The 21,090-nt window shown below is 34.7% G+C and carries 13 protein-coding genes; 10 read left to right on the top strand and 3 right to left on the bottom strand.

All coding sequences use genetic code 11. The features are described 5' to 3' along the window. Nucleotides 1–106 precede the first annotated feature (106 nt). Nucleotides 107–2,683 carry a T9SS type A sorting domain-containing protein gene (locus ABJF52_RS11500; RefSeq protein ID WP_348150165.1) on the bottom strand — a complete coding sequence of 859 codons (2,577 nt, stop codon included), beginning with the start codon at nucleotides 2,681–2,683 and terminating at the stop codon, nucleotides 107–109. Nucleotides 2,684–2,934: 251 nt separating this feature from the next. Here ABJF52_RS11500 and ABJF52_RS11505 point away from each other — a divergent pair, with 251 nt between their 5' ends. The 5 genes from ABJF52_RS11505 (at nucleotide 2,935) to ABJF52_RS11525 (ending at nucleotide 10,808) form a co-directional block, all read left to right on the top strand. Continuing rightward, complete coding sequence (locus ABJF52_RS11505) at nucleotides 2,935–4,710, top strand: long-chain fatty acid--CoA ligase (RefSeq protein WP_348150167.1); 1,776 nt, start codon at nucleotides 2,935–2,937, stop codon at nucleotides 4,708–4,710. A gap of 116 nt (nucleotides 4,711–4,826) precedes the next feature. Further along, on the top strand, nucleotides 4,827–5,279 hold the full coding sequence (locus ABJF52_RS11510; RefSeq protein ID WP_348150168.1) for a MarR family transcriptional regulator: 453 nt from the start codon (nucleotides 4,827–4,829) through the stop codon (nucleotides 5,277–5,279). 12 nt (nucleotides 5,280–5,291) lie between these two features. Next, nucleotides 5,292–7,697 carry a 3-hydroxyacyl-CoA dehydrogenase NAD-binding domain-containing protein gene (locus tag ABJF52_RS11515; protein ID WP_348150170.1) on the top strand — a complete coding sequence of 802 codons (2,406 nt, stop codon included), beginning with the start codon at nucleotides 5,292–5,294 and terminating at the stop codon, nucleotides 7,695–7,697. A gap of 5 nt (nucleotides 7,698–7,702) precedes the next feature. Then, complete coding sequence (locus ABJF52_RS11520) at nucleotides 7,703–8,893, top strand: acetyl-CoA C-acyltransferase (protein WP_348150172.1); 1,191 nt, start codon at nucleotides 7,703–7,705, stop codon at nucleotides 8,891–8,893. Nucleotides 8,894–9,002: 109 nt separating this feature from the next. Continuing rightward, the gene (locus ABJF52_RS11525; protein ID WP_348150174.1) at nucleotides 9,003–10,808 is read left to right on the top strand and encodes an acyl-CoA dehydrogenase family protein; all 1,806 of its coding nucleotides are present in this window, start codon (nucleotides 9,003–9,005) and stop codon (nucleotides 10,806–10,808) included. Nucleotides 10,809–10,894: 86 nt separating this feature from the next. Here the strand turns inward: ABJF52_RS11525 and ABJF52_RS11530 are convergent, their stop codons facing one another. Beyond that, on the bottom strand, nucleotides 10,895–12,697 hold the full coding sequence (locus ABJF52_RS11530) for a glycoside hydrolase family 15 protein (protein WP_348150176.1): 1,803 nt from the start codon (nucleotides 12,695–12,697) through the stop codon (nucleotides 10,895–10,897). Between the two features lie 103 nt (nucleotides 12,698–12,800). Here ABJF52_RS11530 and ABJF52_RS11535 point away from each other — a divergent pair, with 103 nt between their 5' ends. From ABJF52_RS11535 to ABJF52_RS11555, 5 genes are all read left to right on the top strand, one after another. After that, nucleotides 12,801–15,011: a bifunctional alpha,alpha-trehalose-phosphate synthase (UDP-forming)/trehalose-phosphatase gene (locus tag ABJF52_RS11535; RefSeq protein ID WP_348150178.1), complete on the top strand. Its 2,211-nt coding sequence runs from the start codon at nucleotides 12,801–12,803 to the stop codon at nucleotides 15,009–15,011. Nucleotides 15,012–15,067: 56 nt separating this feature from the next. Beyond that, nucleotides 15,068–16,258: an enoyl-ACP reductase FabV gene (fabV, locus tag ABJF52_RS11540; RefSeq protein ID WP_348150180.1), complete on the top strand. Its 1,191-nt coding sequence runs from the start codon at nucleotides 15,068–15,070 to the stop codon at nucleotides 16,256–16,258. 130 nt (nucleotides 16,259–16,388) lie between these two features. Continuing rightward, complete coding sequence (locus ABJF52_RS11545; RefSeq protein ID WP_348150181.1) at nucleotides 16,389–18,017, top strand: M1 family metallopeptidase; 1,629 nt, start codon at nucleotides 16,389–16,391, stop codon at nucleotides 18,015–18,017. Nucleotides 18,018–18,082: 65 nt separating this feature from the next. Then, the gene (locus ABJF52_RS11550) at nucleotides 18,083–19,015 is read left to right on the top strand and encodes an aminodeoxychorismate synthase component I (RefSeq protein WP_348150183.1); all 933 of its coding nucleotides are present in this window, start codon (nucleotides 18,083–18,085) and stop codon (nucleotides 19,013–19,015) included. Continuing rightward, nucleotides 18,999–19,598 (top strand): aminotransferase class IV, encoded by a 600-nt coding sequence (locus tag ABJF52_RS11555; protein ID WP_348150184.1) that lies wholly within the window; start codon nucleotides 18,999–19,001, stop codon nucleotides 19,596–19,598. Before ABJF52_RS11550 ends, ABJF52_RS11555 begins: the two co-directional genes overlap by 17 nt. 57 nt (nucleotides 19,599–19,655) lie before the next feature. Here the strand turns inward: ABJF52_RS11555 and ABJF52_RS11560 are convergent, their stop codons facing one another. Then, nucleotides 19,656–21,086 carry a PKD domain-containing protein gene (locus tag ABJF52_RS11560; RefSeq protein WP_348150186.1) on the bottom strand — a complete coding sequence of 477 codons (1,431 nt, stop codon included), beginning with the start codon at nucleotides 21,084–21,086 and terminating at the stop codon, nucleotides 19,656–19,658. Nucleotides 21,087–21,090: the final 4 nt, after the last annotated feature.

A 21,090-nucleotide genomic window follows, 5' to 3' on the forward strand; every position in this document is an offset into this window, starting at 1 on the left:
CCCTTATGAATAACAACTTAATAACCGTAGTTAATCCTATAAAAAATGAGCTTTAATTCATTTAAGAGATTAAAGCCCATTTACGAAAATCAACTAATTTAATAGACTATTTTATAAGCATTTTACCGCTCCATGTCTTATCGTTTGTACTGGAGATTTTGTAAAGATAAATTCCAGAAGGAAGATTATTTTTATAAACTACAATCTCATTTTGCCCTTTTTGCGTATCCCCCGTTAAGCTATATGAGGATAATAAATGACCAGCTAACGTATATATTTCTAAAGAATATTCGGCAGCGCTTTCTTCATAAAAGTATAATGTAGCCTCCGTTTCTATAGGATTCGGCATTAAGACAGATTTTTTAGTATCAGTAAGCACATAGTCATAACTTGTTTCTGTACTATTAAAATCTACATTAGTAAGATTTAAAGATTTCTCTTCTACGTTTCCATTGTTAGATTTTAAAATAAAAGTTAGGACTTTTAAGCTCGTAAAGTCTGCTTCAATTCCAGCACCATTTTTAAACTCCTTATTTGCTATGCTATAGGTTTCCTTATCTTCCCCTAGCTGAACTTCTGTTGTAAACTCTTCTCCATCTCCTTTTTGCAACTTTATCTCTAAAGTTCCTGTTCCTTCAGCCTCAAAAGACAAGTTTTCAAATTGTGACAAATCTACCGCAAGAAATCTTGGGCTAAAAGCTCTGTATACCCCTATATAATCACTAGTAGAACCTGAAAAATTAATATTTCTTTCTATTCTATATCCATCGCCTGTATATGGAATATCATTTTGCAGAACCTCATAAGTATCTACGGTTGTACCATTGGCAGAATCGTCCAATCCCCATGGAGCATCAGCAACAAATAAATCATCTGGAGTTCCGCCATTTAAGTTGCTAATTCTAAATCCAAAATCGAAAATACTACCTGTTTTTAATGCTACAGAATCTAAATAACCATCTATCGGAGAGGCAAAAGCTACACTTTCTGTTTCCATAGTTTCAGTCCGCTTCATACCGCCTTCTAGATTAATTTGCTCAGATCTATTATTGTTTACCAAATTCAATTGCACTTCTCCTTTTGCATATTTCGCCGATTTTACAAAAACAGGAGGAGGTGTAGAACCTATGTATTCATTTATGGTTGAATGCACTTCCAAGAGGTTTAAAATTTCATCGGCTAACAATAATAGGTCATCTACAGTATTGGACCATATCTGAAAGTTATAATACGAAGTATCATCTTGGTAATAATCAATATTCCAATGCGATTCAATTACAAACTCGTTTTTGTTGTTTAATCTTGCTGAAAAGGTCAACGCAAATTCAGTATTTCCGTCGGGCTGTTTTATTATTGATTTAATAAAATCCTTTTCACGCAATTGTATTGTTGATACCGATAATAGCTGTGCCCCTAAAAATCTATCACAAATAAATTTACTGTGCTCATAAACTTTATTATCTGTTTTAATAACCATTAACGCGCCAATATTCTCTGAATCTTTAAGGTAATCAACAGAATAGATATCAGAAGCGTTTGTTAAATCTAAAAGGTCTGCCGGAGAAGATTCAATAGTACTTGTCTCTCCAATTACTTCTAAAGGAACTAAAGTATTTAAAGGAATACTATCCGATGAGAACTTTCCGCTTTTTGCATATAAAGTGCTTTTTTTAACAACCTTAGCGGCTTTCTTATCAAAAACAAAATTGGTTTTTGCCCGTTTATAATTCCGTTTACTAATTAAAGATGATAGTCTATCATTACTTTCTAATCCTCCACTATTCGCACCAGAGGTAAGGGTAATTTTTGGACAAGTTGCAACTCCAGAACACGATGGGTCATCACAATCTACAAGTCCATCTCCATCATCATCAATGCCATTAATACAATCTTCTTGAGGTACAGGAGCTGTTGGACAACGAGCGCCATCATTACTAGAGGCCGCAGGGCCAAATGCAAAAATATTAGATTGTATAACACCCAAAGTAATATCCTGAACCTTGTCTATTTTATATACAGAACCTGTCTGATTTGCTGATATATAGAAATTACCATCTACATCAAAATAGACTGCCCCAAAAGTGTAATTTAAGCCATCTACAATTGGCACTACACCTAAGGTAGTAACAACTCCGGTATCTGGAGCTATTCTATATAAAAGATTACTATTTCTTTCTACAGTATATAACATACCATCTGCAGCATTGAAAGCCCAATCGGCAATTGAAAGACTTTTGCTTAAAGTAAAAGCTCCTAAATATTCTAAATAAGTATCCGAATCCGGATTAAGGTCTATCTTATAATAAGATGCTCCACCCGCTTTAAAATAATAAATACCATCAAGTGAGATATCACCAACATACTTATTTCCAGTTGGTAATTCAGGTATAGTATACTGATCTACTTCAAAGTTTTTCCCTATTCGCACGATAGACCTTTGGGGAGAAGATAAATACCCCCATAAATAACCATCAGTAGAATTATAACCTACCCCGTTAATATTGCCTGGAGTAATATTTTCCGAAACTAAATACGAACTTCCTGATGCCAAATCAAGAGCATAAATATCATTATACTGGAATAAATAGGCGTTAAAATCACAATCAAAAGGTTCCGATTGGCTAAAAACTCCAAAAGTATTACACAAAAATATAAGAATAGTGAATTGGGAAATTAAACGCATTTGAGTCGTATTTTAATAATTAGAGTACTAAAATCAATAATTTGATAAGATTTTTCTTACATATTCTTCATAAGTGTATATATAACTAAATCATTTTCAAATTATTATATCCAACAGCTATTATTAACTCATCTGCTATGTTAAATTCTATATAATATAGATATGACAATAAACCTTTCTTAATTTTGTTAATTCAATTTTAAAATACCACTTGCTTTAACTAATTTGCAGTAACTTTTTTTAAACTTAGTATGCAAAACGTAACTCGACTTTTTGATTTTCCGTATTACCAACTCGAAAAGTATAATTTAGAAAAATCTCTAGTCACCAAATATGATGGGGAGTGGATTGCCACATCAACTAAAGAATATGTAGATTCTGCGAATAAAATTAGCCGTGCATTGCTTAGGTTAGGTATTCAAAAAGATGATAAAATAGCCGTAATATCTTCTACCAACAGAACGGAGTGGAATATTATGGACATAGGTATTCTCCAATTGGGAGCTCAAAACATACCTATTTATCCGACCATTTCAGCTGAAGAATATGAATATGTGCTTAATCACAGTGAATCCATCTACTGTTTTGTTTCAGATTCGGAAGTTTTTGAAAAAGTAAAAAAAGTATTAAAAACAACCCAACTAAAGGAAGTCTATAGTTTTGATAAAATAGAAGGTTGTAAGCATTATTCTGAGTTATTTGAACTTGGTGAGGATGATAGTAATCAACCTGAAGTTCAAAAAAGAATGGATGCCGTTTTACCTTCCGATCTAGCAACCATTATTTATACTTCGGGTACAACGGGCAAACCAAAAGGAGTAATGCTTTCTCATGATAACATTACCAGTAATGCCATAAGCGGAACAAAAAGATTACCTGTTGAAGGCAAGGGTGTAAGAATATTAAGTTTTTTACCTATTTGTCATATTTTCGAACGGCTCCTTATTTATGTTTATCAGAATGCAGGGGCAACAGTATATTTTGCTGAAGGACTAGATAAAATTGGTGATAATGCCAAAGAGATAAAACCAAATTTAATGTCTGTTGTTCCAAGACTTTTAGAAAAGGTTTTTGACAAAATAATGGCAAAGGGTGCTGAACTCACTGGAATAAAGAAAAAATTATTTTATTGGGCAGTTGGTATAGCTGAACAGTGGGAGCCTTATGGAAATAACGGACCTCTATATGGCCTTAAGCTTTCTATAGCAAACAAATTAATATTTAGCAAATGGCGTGAAGCTTTAGGAGGTGAATTACATACAATGGTTTCTGGTAGTGCAGCCCTTCAACCACGATTAGGAAGAATTTTTGGTGCTGCGGGCATGCAAGTGATGGAAGGTTATGGTCTTACTGAAACTTCACCCGTTGTTTCCGTAGGTATGTATGCCAATAAAATGTACAAAGTTGGATCGGTTGGTAAGGCGATTGATGATGTTGAAATTAAAATTGCAGATGATGGTGAAATCTTAATTAAAGGCCCTAATGTAATGATGGGTTATTATAAAGATGAGGAGCGAACAAATGCTGTTATGACTGGTGATTACTTTCACACTGGCGATAAAGGTGAAGTAGACCGTGAAGGCTTCTTAAAAATTACTGGACGTAAAAAGGAAATGTTTAAAACCTCTGGAGGTAAATATGTAATACCTACGTTACTCGAGAACGAATTAAAACAATCACGATTTATTGAACAAGTTATGGTCGTTGGCGAAGGAGAAAAAATGCCAGCAGCTATTATACAACCTAATTTTGAATTTGTAAGGGAGTGGTTAGCTAAACAGAAAAATATAACTAACGCCTCTGCCGATGAAATAGCAACTTCGCAAGATGTAATAGATCTAATTCAAAAAAAGGTGGATAAATGCAATGCTGGTTTTGGTAAATGGGAACGTATTAAGGTCTTTAGACTAACCAAGGATGCATGGACTCCTGAAGCCGGACACCTCACTCCTACTATGAAAATGAAAAGATCTGTCATTAAAGAAATGTACATGAATCTTTATAATGATATGTATGGTCGATCTTAACTAAAATATAGGTCGTCAACTATCTTAATATAAAGTTATCTTTTAGTATTTCTCAAAAATTTATTATGCATGCATAATAAATTTTTGTATATTTGGTTATACTTATAAAACCAATTATGCGAGATATTACTATAGATTATGCCCTTCGCGAAACTTGGTTATTGGTAGCTAAAATGTATAACGAAGAAGCTAAGAACTATGAAAGTACTATGGCAATGGGTTTTACACTTTTAAGCATAGATCCAAAGACAGGTACTCCCTCAACCGCCTTGGGACCTAAAATGGGAATGGAAGCTACAAGTCTAACAAGGATATTGAAGAGTCTTGAAGGAAAAGGGTTTATTAAGCGCAAGCCTAATCCAAAAGATGGTAGAGGTGTATTAATACATCTTACTGATACGGGTTTAGAAAAAAGAAACCTGTCGAAGAACGCAGTTTTATGTTTTAATGAAATGGTTTTACAAAATGTATCGGAAGAAAAGATAAAGGCCTTTTTTGAGGTTACACAGACTATTAACAAACTTATTTTAGAGAAGAATATATTTTCAGATAATACTACAAACAAATAACAAAGTACAGCAATGCGTAAACACATTAATAAGGTCGCAGTAATAGGATCCGGAATTATGGGAAGTGGAATTGCTTGCCATTTTGCCAATATAGGGGTTGAAGTGCTTCTATTAGATATTGTACCCAGAGAGTTGAATGCAAAAGAAAAAGCCAAAGGCTTATCTTTAAATGACAAAGTAGTAAGAAATAGATTAGTAAATGATTCGCTTTCTGCAGCATTAAAATCTAAGCCCTCTCCTATTTATTCACAAAAATTCGCATCGAGAATTGCCACTGGTAATTTGGAAGATGATATTGCAAAAATCTCAAAAGTTGATTGGATTATAGAGGTTGTAGTTGAACGCCTAGACATTAAGAAAATGGTTTTCGAGAATATTGAAAAACATAGAACACCAGGCACATTAATTACCTCAAACACCTCTGGCATTCCTATTAAATTTATGAGTGAAGGGCGAAGTGATGATTTTCAAAAGCATTTCTGTGGCACTCACTTTTTTAATCCAGCACGCTATTTAAAATTATTCGAGATTATCCCTGGTCCAAAAACAGACCCAGAAGTACTTGATTTTTTGAATGGATATGGTGAGCAATTCTTAGGTAAAACATCGGTAGTAGCAAAGGATACTCCGGCTTTTATTGGTAATAGAATCGGTATTTTCAGTATTCAGAGTCTTTTTCATATGGTGAAAGAAATGGATATGACAGTAGAAGAAGTCGATAAATTAACTGGCCCTGTTATTGGTCGTCCAAAATCGGCAACCTTTAGAACAGTTGATGTTGTAGGCTTAGATACTTTGGTTCACGTTGCAAATGGTATTTATGAAAATTGCAAGGATGATGAGCGTCATGAATTATTTAAATTGCCCGACTTCATAAATACTATGATGGAGAACAAATGGTTAGGAAGCAAAACTGGCCAAGGCTTTTACAAAAAATCAAAAGATGCAAAAGGCAAAACTGAGATTTTGACCTTAGATCTAAATACAATGGATTATCGCTCTAAAAAGAGTGCGAAATTTGCAACATTAGAATTAACCAAAACTATTGACAAAGTTGTTGACCGTTTTGCTGTTCTTGTTGATGGAAAAGATAAAGCGGGCGAATTCTACAGAAAAAGTTTCGCCGCCCTGTTTGCCTATGTTTCACATCGTATTCCTGAAATATCAGATGATATTTATAAAATTGACGATGCCATGAAAGCTGGTTTTGGCTGGGAACATGGTCCTTTTCAAATTTGGGATGCTATTGGAGTGGAAAAAGGCTTAGAAATAATGAAATCGGAAAATGTTAATGCAGCTCCTTGGGTTGCCGAAATGTTGTCTTCTGGTCAAAAATCTTTTTATGCTATAAAAGATGGTGCTACTTATTTTTATGATATTCCTAAAAAATCAGTTGAGAAAATTCCAGGTCAGGATGCATTTATCATTTTGGATAATATTCGCAAATCAAACGAAGTATTTAAAAATAGTGGTGTAGTAATTGAGGATATTGGCGATGGCATATTGAATGTTGAATTTCAGTCTAAAATGAATACTATTGGTGGTGATGTGTTAGCAGGACTCAATAAAGGAATTGACCTTGCCGAAAAGGATTTCCAAGGACTAGTAGTTGGAAATCAAGCTGCTAATTTTTCTGTTGGAGCCAACATAGGAATGATTTTTATGATGGCTGTTGAGCAGGAGTACGATGAGTTGAACATGGCAATTAAAATGTTTCAAGACACAATGATGCGCATGCGATATTCTTCAATCCCAACAATTTCAGCTCCTCATGGAATGGCATTAGGTGGTGGTTGTGAACTTTCGTTACATGCTGATAAGGTAGTCGCCGCCGCAGAAACTTACATGGGTCTTGTAGAATTTGGTGTTGGAGTAATACCTGGCGGAGGCGGTTCTAAAGAGATGGCGCTTCGTGCTCAAGATACCTTTTTGAAAGGTGATGTTGAATTGAACGTTTTACAAGAATATTTCTTGACCATTGGAATGGCTAAAGTATCTACTTCAGCTTACGAAGCATTTGATTTAGGTTTGCTTCAAAAAGGAAAGGATGTTGTTGTTGTAAATAAAGACAGACAAATAGCCACAGCAAAAGCACATGCTAAACTAATGGCAGAAGCGGGTTATACAAAACCACCAAAACGAAAAGATATTAAGGTTTTAGGAAAGCAGGCTTTAGGAATGTTTGTAGTAGGAACCGATTCAATGGAAGCAAGTCACTATATAAGTGAGCACGATAAAAAAATTGCGAATAAACTAGCGTATGTTATGGCCGGTGGCGATTTATCAGAACCTACTCGCGTATCTGAGCAATACCTTTTAGATATTGAAAGAGAGGCCTTCTTATCACTTTGTACCGAGAAGAAAACCCTAGAACGCATTCAACACATGCTTAAAACAGGTAAACCATTAAGAAATTAAGAAACATGAAAACTGCATATATAGTAAAAGGATACAGAACTGCTGTTGGAAAAGCTCCCAAAGGTGTTTTCCGTTTTAAGCGAACTGATGAATTGGCTGCCGAAACCATTGAATACATGATGAAGGAATTGCCAGAATTTGACAAAAAACGTATTGATGATGTAATAGTTGGAAATGCAATGCCAGAGGGATCTCAAGGCTTGAACATGGCTAGATTAATTTCATTAATGGGATTGGATATTGTTGATGTACCCGGCGTAACAGTAAATCGTTTCTGTGCTTCAGGTTTGGAAACTATTGGTGTTGCTGCTGCAAAAATTCAAGCTGGAATGGCAGATTGCATTATTGCTGGTGGTGCAGAAAGTATGAGTTCTGTACCCATGACTGGTAATAAACCAGAGCTCAATTATGATTTAGCAAAATCTGGGCATGAAGATTACTATTGGGGAATGGGTAATACGGCAGAAGCCGTAGCAAATGAGTACAAAGTATCTCGAGAAGACCAAGATAATTTTGCTTACAACTCACACATGAAAGCTTTAAAAGCTCAAGCAGAAGACCGTTTTCAGAGTCAAATAGCTCCAATTGAAGTGGAAGAAACCTATTTGGATTCCAATGGAAAAAAAGCACATAAAAAATATACTGTAACCAAAGATGAAGGGCCAAGAAAAGGTACTTCAGTTGAAGTATTAAATAAATTAAGGCCGGTGTTTGCCGCTGGTGGTAGTGTAACCGCTGGTAACTCCTCTCAGATGAGTGATGGAGCTGCATTTGTTTTAATCATGAGTGAGGAATTGGTAAAAGAATTAAATCTTGAACCCATAGCTCGGTTAGTAAATTATGCTGCCGCAGGTGTTCCCCCAAGAATTATGGGTATTGGTCCTGTTGCTGCTATACCGAAGGCATTGAAACAAGCTGGGTTAAAACAGAATGATATTGAGCTCATTGAATTGAATGAAGCTTTTGCTTCACAATCACTAGCCGTTATGCGCGAATTAAATTTAAATCAAGATATCGTGAATGTAAATGGTGGTGCCATCGCTTTGGGTCATCCTTTAGGATGTACTGGCGCCAAATTATCAGTTCAACTATTTGATGAAATGCGCAAAAGAGATATGCAAAGTAAGTATGGTATGGTAACCATGTGCGTGGGCACCGGACAAGGGGCAGCAGGTATTTTTGAATTCCTAAACTAGTAGCCTCATAATCCTTTAACAGGGAACTATAAACGAATAAAAAATAATTATATAACTAAAATTACCCCGTAACAGTTCTCCCTTTTGGGGAGTTAGAGGGGCTTAGATTATGGCAACAGAAGAGAAAGAAATATTAAGAGGAGGTCAATTCTTAGTTAAAGAAACTAAATGCGAAGACGTATTTACTTTGGAGGACTTATCCGAAGAACAAAAAATGATGCGTGATAGCACTAAAGAATTTGTTGATCGCGAACTTTGGGCACATTGGGAACGTTTTGAGAAAAAAGATTATGCATATACTGAAGAGTGTATGCGTAAAGCAGGAGAACTAGGACTATTAAGTGTTGCTGTACCAGAATCATATGGTGGTATGGGAATGGGTTTTGTTTCTACCATGCTCGTCTGTGATTATATTTCTGGAGCTACAGGCTCTTTTAGCACTGCATTTGGAGCGCATACAGGTATTGGAACTATGCCAATTACCCTCTATGGCACTGAAGAACAGAAACAAAAATATGTACCAAAATTAGCCTCAGGTGAATGGTTCGGAGCTTATTGCTTAACGGAACCTGGTGCCGGCTCTGATGCAAATTCAGGTAAAACAAAAGCTGTATTATCTGGAGATGGAAAACATTACAGTATTTCTGGTCAGAAAATGTGGATTTCAAATGCAGGCTTTTGCAGCATGTTCATTGTTTTTGCACGTATAGAGGATGATAAAAATATTACCGGTTTTATTGTTGAAAATGATCCTGAAAATGGCATCACTTTAGGTGATGAAGAAAAAAAATTAGGAATTCACTCCTCCTCTACCCGTCAAGTATTTTTTAGTGACACAAAAGTACCAGTGGAAAATATGCTATCGGATCGTGGTAATGGTTTTAAAATAGCGATGAATGCTTTAAACATTGGTCGAATTAAATTAGCAGCAGCATGTTTAGAAGCGCAAAGACGTGTAATTAACGAAGCTGTAAATTATGCGAATGAACGTATCCAATTTAAAACTCCAATCATGAATTTTGGCGCTATTAAAGCTAAAATTGCAACAATGACAACGAACGCCTATGCTGGTGATTCTGCAAGTTATAGAGCTGCCAAAAACATAGAAGATCGTATTGCTTTACGGGAAGCTGCAGGTAATTCTCACCAGGAAGCAGAACTAAAAGGTGTTGAAGAATATGCCATTGAATGTTCTATTTTGAAGGTCGCAGTTTCTGAAGATGTTCAAAATACAACTGACGAAGGTGTTCAAATTTTTGGTGGAATGGGCTTTAGTGCCGATACTCCAATGGAAAAAGCTTGGAGAGACGCTAGAATAGCAAGAATCTACGAGGGAACAAATGAAATCAATAGAATGCTTTCGGTTGGTATGTTAGTTAAAAAAGCTATGAAAGGCCATGTTGATTTACTAGGTCCAGCAACAGCAGTTGGCGAAGAATTGATGGGTATACCATCTTTTGATACTCCTGACTTTTCTGAATTATTTGCTGAAGAGAAAGATTTATTAGCACGATTGAAAAAAGTATTTTTAATGGTAGCTGGTAGTGCCGTTCAAAAATATGGTCCAGATTTAGAAAATCACCAACAATTAATGTTGGCAGCTTCAGATATTCTCATCGAAGTATATATGGCTGAAAGCACATTATTGCGTACGGAGAAAAACGCAAAACGTTTTGGCGAAGAAGCACAAACAACACAAATTGCAATGTCAAAATTATACTTATATAATGCGACGGAAACCGTTATTCAAAAAGGTAAAGAAGCAATTATTTCTTTTGCTGAAGGTGACGAGCAACGTATGATGTTAATGGGATTAAAACGTTTTACAAAATATACAAATAACCCTAACGTAGTAGCTTTGCGCACACAAATAGCTGATAAAGTAGCTGCAGATAATGGGTATACCTTTGACTAATTCAAATTATTAATTTAATTGAATAAAAAAAGCCGACTAATTAATTATAGTCGGCTTTTTGATTTAATATATGATTGTGATTACAATTACTCTCGCATCGATTCTAAAATTGATTCATCAGAGTCTTTATTAGAAAAGAGAATGGCACATTCAATAAGTGCTAAATGGGAATATGCTTGTGGAAAGTTCCCTAAAAGCCTTTTAGATTTAAAATCTACATCTTCACTAAATAATCCTAAATGGTTACTATACCTAAGTAACTGATCAAAATACTTCATTGCTTTTTCTTCTTCCCCTATTTTATACAAACTATTGATAAACCAAAATGTACAAATTGTAAATGAAGATGATGGAAGTCCAAAATCGTCTTCATTTTTGTAACGATACAGAAGCCCATCATTATTCAAGTCCTTTTCAATCGCCTTTACCGTACTTACAAATTTTGGATCTTTAGCAGGAATAAAACCATACGATTCCATTAATAAAACAGAAGCATCTAAATAATCAGAGCCATACGATTGTACAAAAGATTTAACCTTAGGGTTCCAAGCATTCGCATGAATATCTTCCCTAATTTCCTCCTCTAATTGCAACCATTTTTCAACTTTTCTAGTCTTCTTAAATATTTTTGCCACTTTTATTGCTCGATCAATAGCAACCCAACATAAAACTTTCGAAAAAGTAAAATGTCGATCCTCAGCTCTAAATTCCCAGATACCCTTATCAGGTTCTTCCCAGTGCTTAGAAACAATCCAAACGATTCCCTTCGTTATACTCCAAAGTTCTTCACCATTTTCAATATCTATGCTAAACTTCACTAATTGCGTGTAAATTACATCCATTAAAATGCCATAGATGTCATTTTGCTTTTGTGCGTAGGCAGCATTTCCAACTCTAACTGGCTTCGACCCTTTATAACCCGCAAGGTGTTCCAAAGTTTCTTCTGTTAACTTTTTCTCCTTATTAATCCCATACATAATTTGCAGCTTCTCATCCTTATCTGGGATTAAGTCTATTATAAATTGTAAATACCTACGGGCCACATTTTTATGACCCAATTCAGAAATCACACGCACGACCATTGATGCATCACGAATCCAACAAAAACGATAATCCCAATTTCTTACTTCACCAATTGTTTCTGGCAGTGATGTTGTAGCAGCCGCTAATACAGCACCTGTTTTATCGTAACTTAATAATTTTAGGGTAATAGCACTTCTACTTATTTCAGCATTGTATTTTCTATAAGTAGGCGTTGTACTACTCCAATTTAACCAATACACTTTTGTACGTTCTAATTCTAGGTAAATACTTTTTGTATTGGGCATAAGAATTTTCTCATTATACCCCATTAAGAAATACCCATCCTTTTTAATTTCAATCTCTCTACCTTCAACAACTGCATTTTTATTGAAAGAGGTATAGAGGAAAACCGTATCAAATTTATCGCCATGTGTTAGACTGGCAACAAAGTTATGTTTTACAAAAGTTTCAGTAACGCCAGCAGCATACTCCAATTTAGGATTATACTTAACACTAAATTTAGGCCTACCAGATACGTGACGTACATATCTTACTAATTCTGGAGGAGAATGATAACTACCATCTTCTTTATGGTATCGCGGCATAAAATCTCGAATTTCAAAAATATTCTCTCCATCAGAAAATCGAGTAATTAAAACCGCTGTATGTTTTTTATAACGTTGGGTAATTGTATAATTATCGTCAACCAATATTTCAAAACTTCCTCCAATTTCTTCATCTAGCAATTTTGCCATAACAGATGAGGAGTCAAATTCAGGCAAACAGCACCAATCGATACTACCCGTTTTTGAAACTAATGCTGCACTTCTACAATTTCCTATTATTCCGTAGTCTAAATTATCCATTCAATAAAAATATCTATTCAATCTGTTTAACAATTGGTTTTGCGCTTCAATTTGTCGAAATTTAAAGACAAAGAATTTAATAGCAGTCAAAAACTTACAAAATATGAGTAAAACTATCATAATCTCAAATAGATTACCAGTTCAATTACAAATTAGCAATGGTGGCATTACTGCAGTGCCAAGTGTTGGCGGTTTGGCGACAGGAATGAAATCTGTTCATTCTAGTGGTGATAGTCTATGGATTGGCTGGAGTGGATTAACGGATGAAGAGATACCAGATGAACTTTCAGGTAAAATTGACGAAGCTTTAGCTAAACACGGTTCTTCTAAAGTGAGATTAACAGCCGATGAAGTTGATGGCTTTTACTATGGCTTTAGCAATAGAACCATTTGGCCACTATTTCACTATTTCTTAGAATATTCAGAATTTGAATTAGACAGTTGGAACACGTATAAGGCTGTAAATCAAAAATTCGCAGATGCTATTTTAGAAAAAGCAGGTGATGAAGATACAATATGGGTCCACGACTATCAATTAATGCTTGTACCGCAAATGGTTCGTGAAAAACGGCCGAACATTTCAATCGGCTTCTTTTTACATATTCCGTTTCCTTCTTTCGAAATTTTTAGAACAATGCCTTGGCGTGAAGAAGTTTTAAGGGGGTTATTAGGATCAGATTTAATAGGTTTTCATATCTATGACTATGAAAGACACTTTTTAAGTTCGGTAAGAAGATTACTTGGTCTTGATGTTAGTTTTAATGATATATATTTAGACAACCGCGTCATTAAAGTAGATTCCTTTCCAATGGGAATAGACTATAAAAAATTTAGAGGCGCTGCAGAAGAACATGAAAAAAGAACACCCGATGAAGTATCTGAATTACAAAAAAGACTTAACTCACACAAAGTATCCGACCCTGACAACAAATTTTTACTATCGATAGATCGTTTAGATTATTCAAAGGGTATTGCAAAACGTTTAAACGCTTTCGAGTATTTTTTAAATAAATATCCGCAATATAAAGAAAAGGTACGCTTAATAATATTAGCCGTACCATCACGTTCCAACGTACCACAATATCAATTATTAAAAAGAGAAATTGATGAATTAGTTGGACGAATTAATGGTGAGTTCTCAACGGTTAGCTGGACACCAATTTGGTATTTCTACCGCTCCATGCCGTTTGACAATTTAATTGATTTGTATACCTCGAGTGATATTGCATGGCTAACGCCACTACGGGATGGAATGAACTTAGTTGCCAAAGAATATATAGCCACCAGAACAGATAAAACTGGTGTACTTATTTTAAGTGAAATGGCTGGGTCTGCCAATGAAATGAACGAATCGTTATTAATTAATCCTAACAATTTTGAACAAATTGCAGATGCTATTAATGAGGCGATAAACATGCCTATTGAAGAGCAACAAGCTAAAAATGAACAACTTCAAAAACGATTAGAACGATATAATGTGGAGAAATGGGCGAATGATTTCATGACTTCATTGAAAGAACAGCGTGATAGAGAAGCTGCAAATGTTTCTGCTAGAATTACCGAAGATAGGTTGGCGACGATTGTTCAGGAATATTCTAAAGCAAAAAAACGCTTGCTATTCTTAGATTATGATGGTACGTTGGCTGGCTTCCATAATGATCCGCAAAAAGCCGGACCTGATGAAGAATTATATGAATTATTAGACACGCTCCACAATCAAGAAGGAACAGAACTTTTTCTAATAAGCGGTCGTGATAAGGATACTTTTACCAAATGGTTTTTGCCAAAGGGATATAATATGATTGTTGAACATGGCGTATGGATTTCTAGAAAAGGTGAACCTTTTAAGCTCTTAGAAAACGTTAAGAATGATTGGATGGAAAAAATAAGACCTGTATTAGAATCATTTGTAGATCGTACTCCAGGAAGTTTCATTGAAGAAAAGAATTATTCATTAGCTTGGCATTACCGAAAAACGGACCCCGATTTTGGCAATTTACGAGCTACAGAGCTTTCAACTGTGCTAACAAGTTTAATAGGAACGGATGATTTAAGCGTATTAAATGGTAATAAGGTTATGGAAGTAAAAAGTAGCAATGTTAATAAAGGTCGAGCTTCTATGCGTATGTTAGGCGAAGCCGATTATAACTTTGTATTTGCCATAGGAGATGATTGGACCGATGAATTTATGTTCCAAGAATTACCAGATAGTACAGTAACTGTTAAAGTAGGGCGACAAAAAACATCAGCAAAGTATTTTGTAGAGGATACAAAAAAGGTACGAACATTACTAAAAGCTTTTATAAAATCGTGATACAATCCAATTAAACTTTTAGCTTTGGCAAATAATTTAAAAAGTACAACACCATAATGATCATAGCACCTAAAACTCGTGGATTTATCTGTATTACCTCACATCCAGATGGCTGTGCACAAAGCGTATCAAATCAAATAGATTATATAAAATCAAAAGGTAAAATTGAAGGTGCTAAAAAAGTACTTGTAATTGGAGCATCAACAGGCTTTGGTTTAGCATCTAGAATAACAAGTGCTTTTGGTTCTGAAGCATCAACAATAGGGGTATTTTTCGAAAAACCGCCTTCTGAGGGTAGAACCGCATCTTCTGGCTGGTACAATACCGCAGCGTTTGAGAAAGCAGCACATAAAGAAGGGCTCTATGCTAAAAGTATTAATGGAGATGCCTTTTCGCATGCAATAAAAGATGAAACATTAGCCCTAATAAAAGCTGATTTAGGTCAAATTGATATGCTAGTATATAGTCTAGCCTCGCCGGTAAGAACACATCCTGATACTGGTGTTCGTTATAAGTCTACATTAAAACCAATTGGTGAAAAATACACTAATAAAACGGTAGATTTTCATACAGGTGAGGTAAAAGAGATTAGTATAGAACCTTGTACCGAAGAAGATATCACCAACACGGTTGCAGTAATGGGTGGCCAAGATTGGGAAATGTGGATAAATGCATTGAAAAAAGAAAATTTACTTTCCCCAAATTTTAAAACGATTGCCTATTCGTATATTGGTCCAAAACTTACCGAACCCGTTTATAGAAAAGGAACTATTGGGAAAGCTAAAGATCATTTAGAGCAAACAGCATTTACAATTACTGACTCTTTAAAAGAACTTAACGGAAAGGCATATGTATCTGTAAACAAAGCACTTGTAACTCAATCTAGTTCTGCGATTCCAGTTATTCCCCTTTATATTTCGTTATTGTATAAGGTGATGAAAGCCAATTGCGTTCAAGAGGGATGCATTGAGCAAATTCAACGTTTATATGCCGAGCGCCTATTTGTTGAAGAGACACCTACAGATGATGAAGGAAGAATTCGTGTTGATGATTGGGAAATGCGAGAAGACATTCAAGAGCAAGTAACTAAATTATGGGAGCAAGCGACTACAGAAACACTTCCTTCTATCGGAGATTTAGAAGGTTATAAAACTGAATTTTTCAATCTTTTTGGATTTAATTTCGATGAGATTGATTACACCGCAGATACCAATGAAGTAGTAGTAATACCCAGTTTAGAGAGTTAAATACTGGCATTGTTATTGTAAATAAAAATTTAAGAAATTAATATTAAAATAATCAATAAACAGCTTAAAAAATACAATAGTCTAATTATAAGACTAAAATTTTTTGATTAGAAAATCACTATTTAAACAGATGAAAAAAACCATTTTATTCATAGCAGTTTTTGTTTTTATTTGTAGCAATATTTTTGCGCAAGAATTTACGATGCAAGACACTTTACGTGGGAGTATTACACCAGAACGTGCTTGGTGGGATTTAAATTACTATCATTTAGATTTAGAGGTAAACCCCGATGAAAAATTCATAGCTGGATCAAACACCATTCGTTACAAAGTTTTAGAAAATAAAAAAAAGCTATTACAAGTAGATTTACAACCACCATTAAAAATTGAGAAAGTTACCCAAGATGGTAAAGTGCTAAAGATAACTTCAAAAGGAAATGCACATTTCGTTCATTTAAAAAAGAAACAGGTAAAAGGCGAATTTAATGAGGTAATAGTTCACTATTCTGGCAAGCCCAAAGAAGCTGTACGAGCACCATGGGATGGTGGTTTTTCTTGGAAAAAAGATGAGAATGGAAAGCATTTTGTCGCTACTTCATGCCAAGGTTTAGGAGCAAGTGTATGGTGGCCAAATAAAGATCATATGTACGACGAAGTAGATAGTATGCTAATGAGTGTTACTGTTCCCAAAGACTTAATGGATGTTTCTAATGGCCGTTTAAGGGGTGTTGATGATAATGGAAGTACAAAAACTTACCATTGGTTTGTAGACAGTCCGATTAATAATTACGGTGTAAATGTTAATATTGGAGATTATGTTCATTTTGGCGAAAAATTTAAGGGTGAAAAAGGCATATTAGATATGGACTATTATGTGCTTCGCGACAACTTACAAAAAGCTAAAAAACAGTTTAAACAGTCCCCAATGATGATGCAGGCTTTTGAACATTGGTTTGGCCCCTACCCTTTTTATGAAGATAGCTTTAAATTGGTAGAGGTTCCATATTTAGGCATGGAGCATCAAAGTTCTGTCACTTATGGTAATAAATATAATAATGGTTATTTAGGGCGAGATTTATCTGGTTCTGGTTGGGGATTAGAATTCGATTATATTCTTATACACGAGGCGGGTCATGAATGGTTTGCAAACAATATAACCTATAAGGATATTGCAGATATGTGGATTCATGAAAGTTTTACTACGTATTCAGAAAATATATATGTTGATTATCATTTTGGAAAAAAAGCTGCTGAGGAATATGTAATTGGAATAAGAAAAAATATAAAAAATGACAAACCTATTGTTGGAAAATACGATGTAAATTCAAGAGGTAGTGGCGATATGTATCCTAAAGGTGCGAATATGATTCATAATATTCGTCAGTTGGTAAACGACGATGAAAAATGGCGTCAATTATTACGTGATATGAATAAAGATTTTTATCATCAAACAGTAACTACGGAGCAAATTGAAAATTATGTGAGTGAAAAATCGGGTATGGATTTATCAAAGTTCTTCGACCAATATTTAAGAACAAATAAAGTACCACTACTTGAATATAAAATTGATGGTAATACCTTAAATTACAAATACACAAATGTTGTAGATGGGTTTAAAATGCCGGTAAGGTTTAGTATTAATGGTGAATTTGAATGGATTAATCCAACTACTGAATGGAGCTCTCAAGAAATAAAGGGCGATTTATCTAAAATGCTAATCGACCCAAATTTCTACATTGAATCGAAATTGGTAAATTAAACATTTGCAATATTAATACTCTTCAAACTAATCTAAATGATTTTAAAAAAAAGGTAAACGACTTTATGTCGTCGAATACACCTTTTATATTTATTATTGATTTTAAAATGCAAAATCCTTTTGCTTTCACTTTAGAAGAGCTTGAAGAAAGAGGCTTTTTATATGACATAAAAGGGAATACTAACAGCTTAAAAGAACGACAAGTTTCGGATGTGATCCAATTAAAGATCAATCCTTTATCGTTTGACACCTATTCTAAAGCTTTCAATGAAGTACAAGCCAACATTAATAAAGGAAATTCATTTTTATTAAATCTAACTTTCCCATCTATCGTTGAAACCGATGCTACTTTAGATAAAATTTTTCATGCAGCTCAAGCGCCCTATAAATTATATGCAAAAGATAATTTTGTTGTTTATTCACCAGAGTGTTTTGTAAAAATAAAAGATGGATATATTTATTCTTATCCTATGAAAGGCACAATTGATGCCAACATGCCCAATGCTAAAAACACATTGCTACATAGCAAAAAGGAAATTAGAGAGCATAATACTATTGTAGATTTAATACGAAACGACCTCTCTATGGTGGCTTCAGAAGTTACTGTTACTAAATTTCGATATTTAGAAAAAATAAAATCTGGTCAAAACGAAATACTACAAACAAGCTCAGAAATTAGAGGAAAGCTTCCTAAAGATTGGGAAAAGAATTTTAGTGAATTACTTTTAAAATTATTGCCTGCTGGTTCTATAAGTGGTGCTCCTAAAAAGAAGACCCTAGAGATTATTACAGCAGTTGAAGTTAAAGAACGTGGTTATTATACAGGAGTCTTTGGAATTTTTGATGGACAAAACATTGATAGCGCTGTTAGTATTCGCTTTATTGAAAAGGACAAGGATAAACTCTGGTATCGCAGCGGTGGAGGCATTACATCGTTGAGCAATGCTGAAGAAGAATATCAGGAACTTTTAAAAAAAATATATGTACCCACTAATTGAGACTATTTGCATTTTAGATGGGGAAATTCAAAATCTAGAATGGCATCAAAAGCGATATGAAACTTCATATGAGAAAATGTATGCCAAAACCTCCAAATCTAAATTAGTTTCCAATTTAAATATTCCTAAAGAATATACAGCTGGAATTTCTAAATTACGAATTTCATATAATGAAAAAAGTAAAAGAATTGAGATCGAAAAATACACACCTAATCACATAAAAACACTTAAACTTGTTTTCACCAATAGTATAGATTATAGTTTAAAATATGCTAATAGAACTATTTTAAAAGCACTCCTAGCTGAAAAAGGGAATTGCGATGACATTCTAATTATTAAAAACGGAATGGTTACAGACGCATCGTATGCAAACATAGTATTTACAGATGGTAAAAAATGGTTTACTCCCAATTCACCACTTTTAAAAGGCACTTGTCGTGCACGGCTTTTATCAGAAAAACGAATTATGGAAATTGATATTAGTACAGGAGACTTATCTCGGTATATCGGATTTCAACTTATTAACGCAATGAACGATTTAAATGAATCCAAGTATATTCAAATCGAGAATATTGTGGCATAAAAAAAGCATCCGCCGAATGACGAATGCTTTTAATACCTCTTTATATTTATAAATAATCTACTTTTTCTCTCTTTTTAACACCACCGATTTGGAACCAGTAAGTGGTATTGCACCTTCTGCCCCATTATCTGTGTAACTGGCAGTTAATACCATTAATTCACCCGATTCATTATCTTCAGCTTTAATTGCTCCTTTAGCAGGCAAAGAAGGCTTCATTGCATTATCACCACTTAAGGACAAAATATAAGTTGCAATTTGGCGCGTTTCATCAGAAGTAATATTTGGATGCGCAGGCATCGTTACTTCTCCCCAAACACCAGTTCCACCTTCAGCCATTTTCTTTTGCAAATAGGCCATTGCATTTTTGTCGTCTTTGTATTTATCAGCAACCGCCTTGTAATTAGGTCCTATTGAAGCTTCCGCCTCTTTATGGCATGTTTTACAATCCATCGCTTGTGTAAGTGCTTTTCCTGTAACTGTAGCCGAAACTTGTTGATGCCCTAAAGACATCGCTGCTTCATCCATTCCTTCTAAATAATCAACAGAAACAAAAATATTATCTTCGTTAATTTCCTCTCCTTCAACATCTGTTACGGACACCTCATAATGAACAATTTGTCCTGGCACATAAAAAGTTGAATTTCCACCTTTTATATCGATGTTTAAAACAGGCCTAGAATTACCGGCTACAATTGTAGTGATAGAGCTCTTTGCAGACTCACCCTGATTATCTTTTACTTCTACAGAAACTTTATAATCTCCAGCTTCAGCATACGTATGAGAAATTTTCGGTTCCGAAGTTTCCTGTGTTTCACCATTTCCTAAATTCCACACATAACTTAAAGCATCCCCTTCGCGATCCATTGCTTCAACATTAGCGTTAATAGTTAAAGGTAATTTTCCCGAAGTATGATCCACAATCAACTTTTCGATTACCGGTGGTCTATTACCTCCATTATATTCTATATAACTTAGTGCCGCATTTTCGTTTGCAGAAAACCAGCCACTACCATACTCCAATAAGTACATACGACCACTAGGCGACATTTCAACATCGATTAGATTATTCACTTTAATATCAGAAGCAAAAGGTTCCATTTTATTAAAGCTTCCATCTTCGAATAAAGTAACGGCCATCATCCATCCGCGCATCCATTCGTAAATTATTGTTTTACCATCATAATAGGATGGCAATTCACCGCCATTTGGATAAAGATCTGAATAAAAGGTAGGACCAGCCATAGCATTTCTACCACCAGTTCCTACTTGTGGAAACAACGATGTTTCAGCGTATGGATAATAAACATACGACGGAGTAGTTGGCGGTAATTCACGCAAACCAGTATTGTTTTTAGAATCATTAATAGGTTTTAACGGATCAAAAGCTTCTCCAAACTCCCCTGTTTCATAATTATATGAACGATAAGGGAAATTATTTCCAATAAAAAGTGGCCAACCAAAATTACCTGCTTTTAAAGCAAGATTCATTTCA

Origin of the sequence: Aurantibacter sp., assembly GCF_039941195.1 — a bacterium.
In the GTDB taxonomy this organism is placed as follows: Bacteria; Bacteroidota; Bacteroidia; order Flavobacteriales; family Flavobacteriaceae; genus Aurantibacter_A.

What these genes read in the sequence shown, in the direction of transcription:
- ABJF52_RS11500 (WP_348150165.1), bottom strand. Translation starts at nt 2,683, where the DNA reads ATGCGTTTAATTTCCCAATTCACTATTCTTATATTTTTGTGTAATACT.
- ABJF52_RS11505 (WP_348150167.1), top strand. Translation starts at nt 2,935, where the DNA reads ATGCAAAACGTAACTCGACTTTTTGATTTTCCGTATTACCAACTCGAA.
- ABJF52_RS11510 (WP_348150168.1), top strand. Translation starts at nt 4,827, where the DNA reads ATGCGAGATATTACTATAGATTATGCCCTTCGCGAAACTTGGTTATTG.
- ABJF52_RS11515 (WP_348150170.1), top strand. Translation starts at nt 5,292, where the DNA reads ATGCGTAAACACATTAATAAGGTCGCAGTAATAGGATCCGGAATTATG.
- ABJF52_RS11520 (WP_348150172.1), top strand. Translation starts at nt 7,703, where the DNA reads ATGAAAACTGCATATATAGTAAAAGGATACAGAACTGCTGTTGGAAAA.
- ABJF52_RS11525 (WP_348150174.1), top strand. Translation starts at nt 9,003, where the DNA reads ATGGCAACAGAAGAGAAAGAAATATTAAGAGGAGGTCAATTCTTAGTT.
- ABJF52_RS11530 (WP_348150176.1), bottom strand. Translation starts at nt 12,697, where the DNA reads ATGGATAATTTAGACTACGGAATAATAGGAAATTGTAGAAGTGCAGCA.
- ABJF52_RS11535 (WP_348150178.1), top strand. Translation starts at nt 12,801, where the DNA reads ATGAGTAAAACTATCATAATCTCAAATAGATTACCAGTTCAATTACAA.
- fabV (WP_348150180.1), top strand. Translation starts at nt 15,068, where the DNA reads ATGATCATAGCACCTAAAACTCGTGGATTTATCTGTATTACCTCACAT.
- ABJF52_RS11545 (WP_348150181.1), top strand. Translation starts at nt 16,389, where the DNA reads ATGAAAAAAACCATTTTATTCATAGCAGTTTTTGTTTTTATTTGTAGC.
- ABJF52_RS11550 (WP_348150183.1), top strand. Translation starts at nt 18,083, where the DNA reads ATGTCGTCGAATACACCTTTTATATTTATTATTGATTTTAAAATGCAA.
- ABJF52_RS11555 (WP_348150184.1), top strand. Translation starts at nt 18,999, where the DNA reads ATGTACCCACTAATTGAGACTATTTGCATTTTAGATGGGGAAATTCAA.
- ABJF52_RS11560 (WP_348150186.1), bottom strand. Translation starts at nt 21,086, where the DNA reads ATGAATCTTGCTTTAAAAGCAGGTAATTTTGGTTGGCCACTTTTTATT.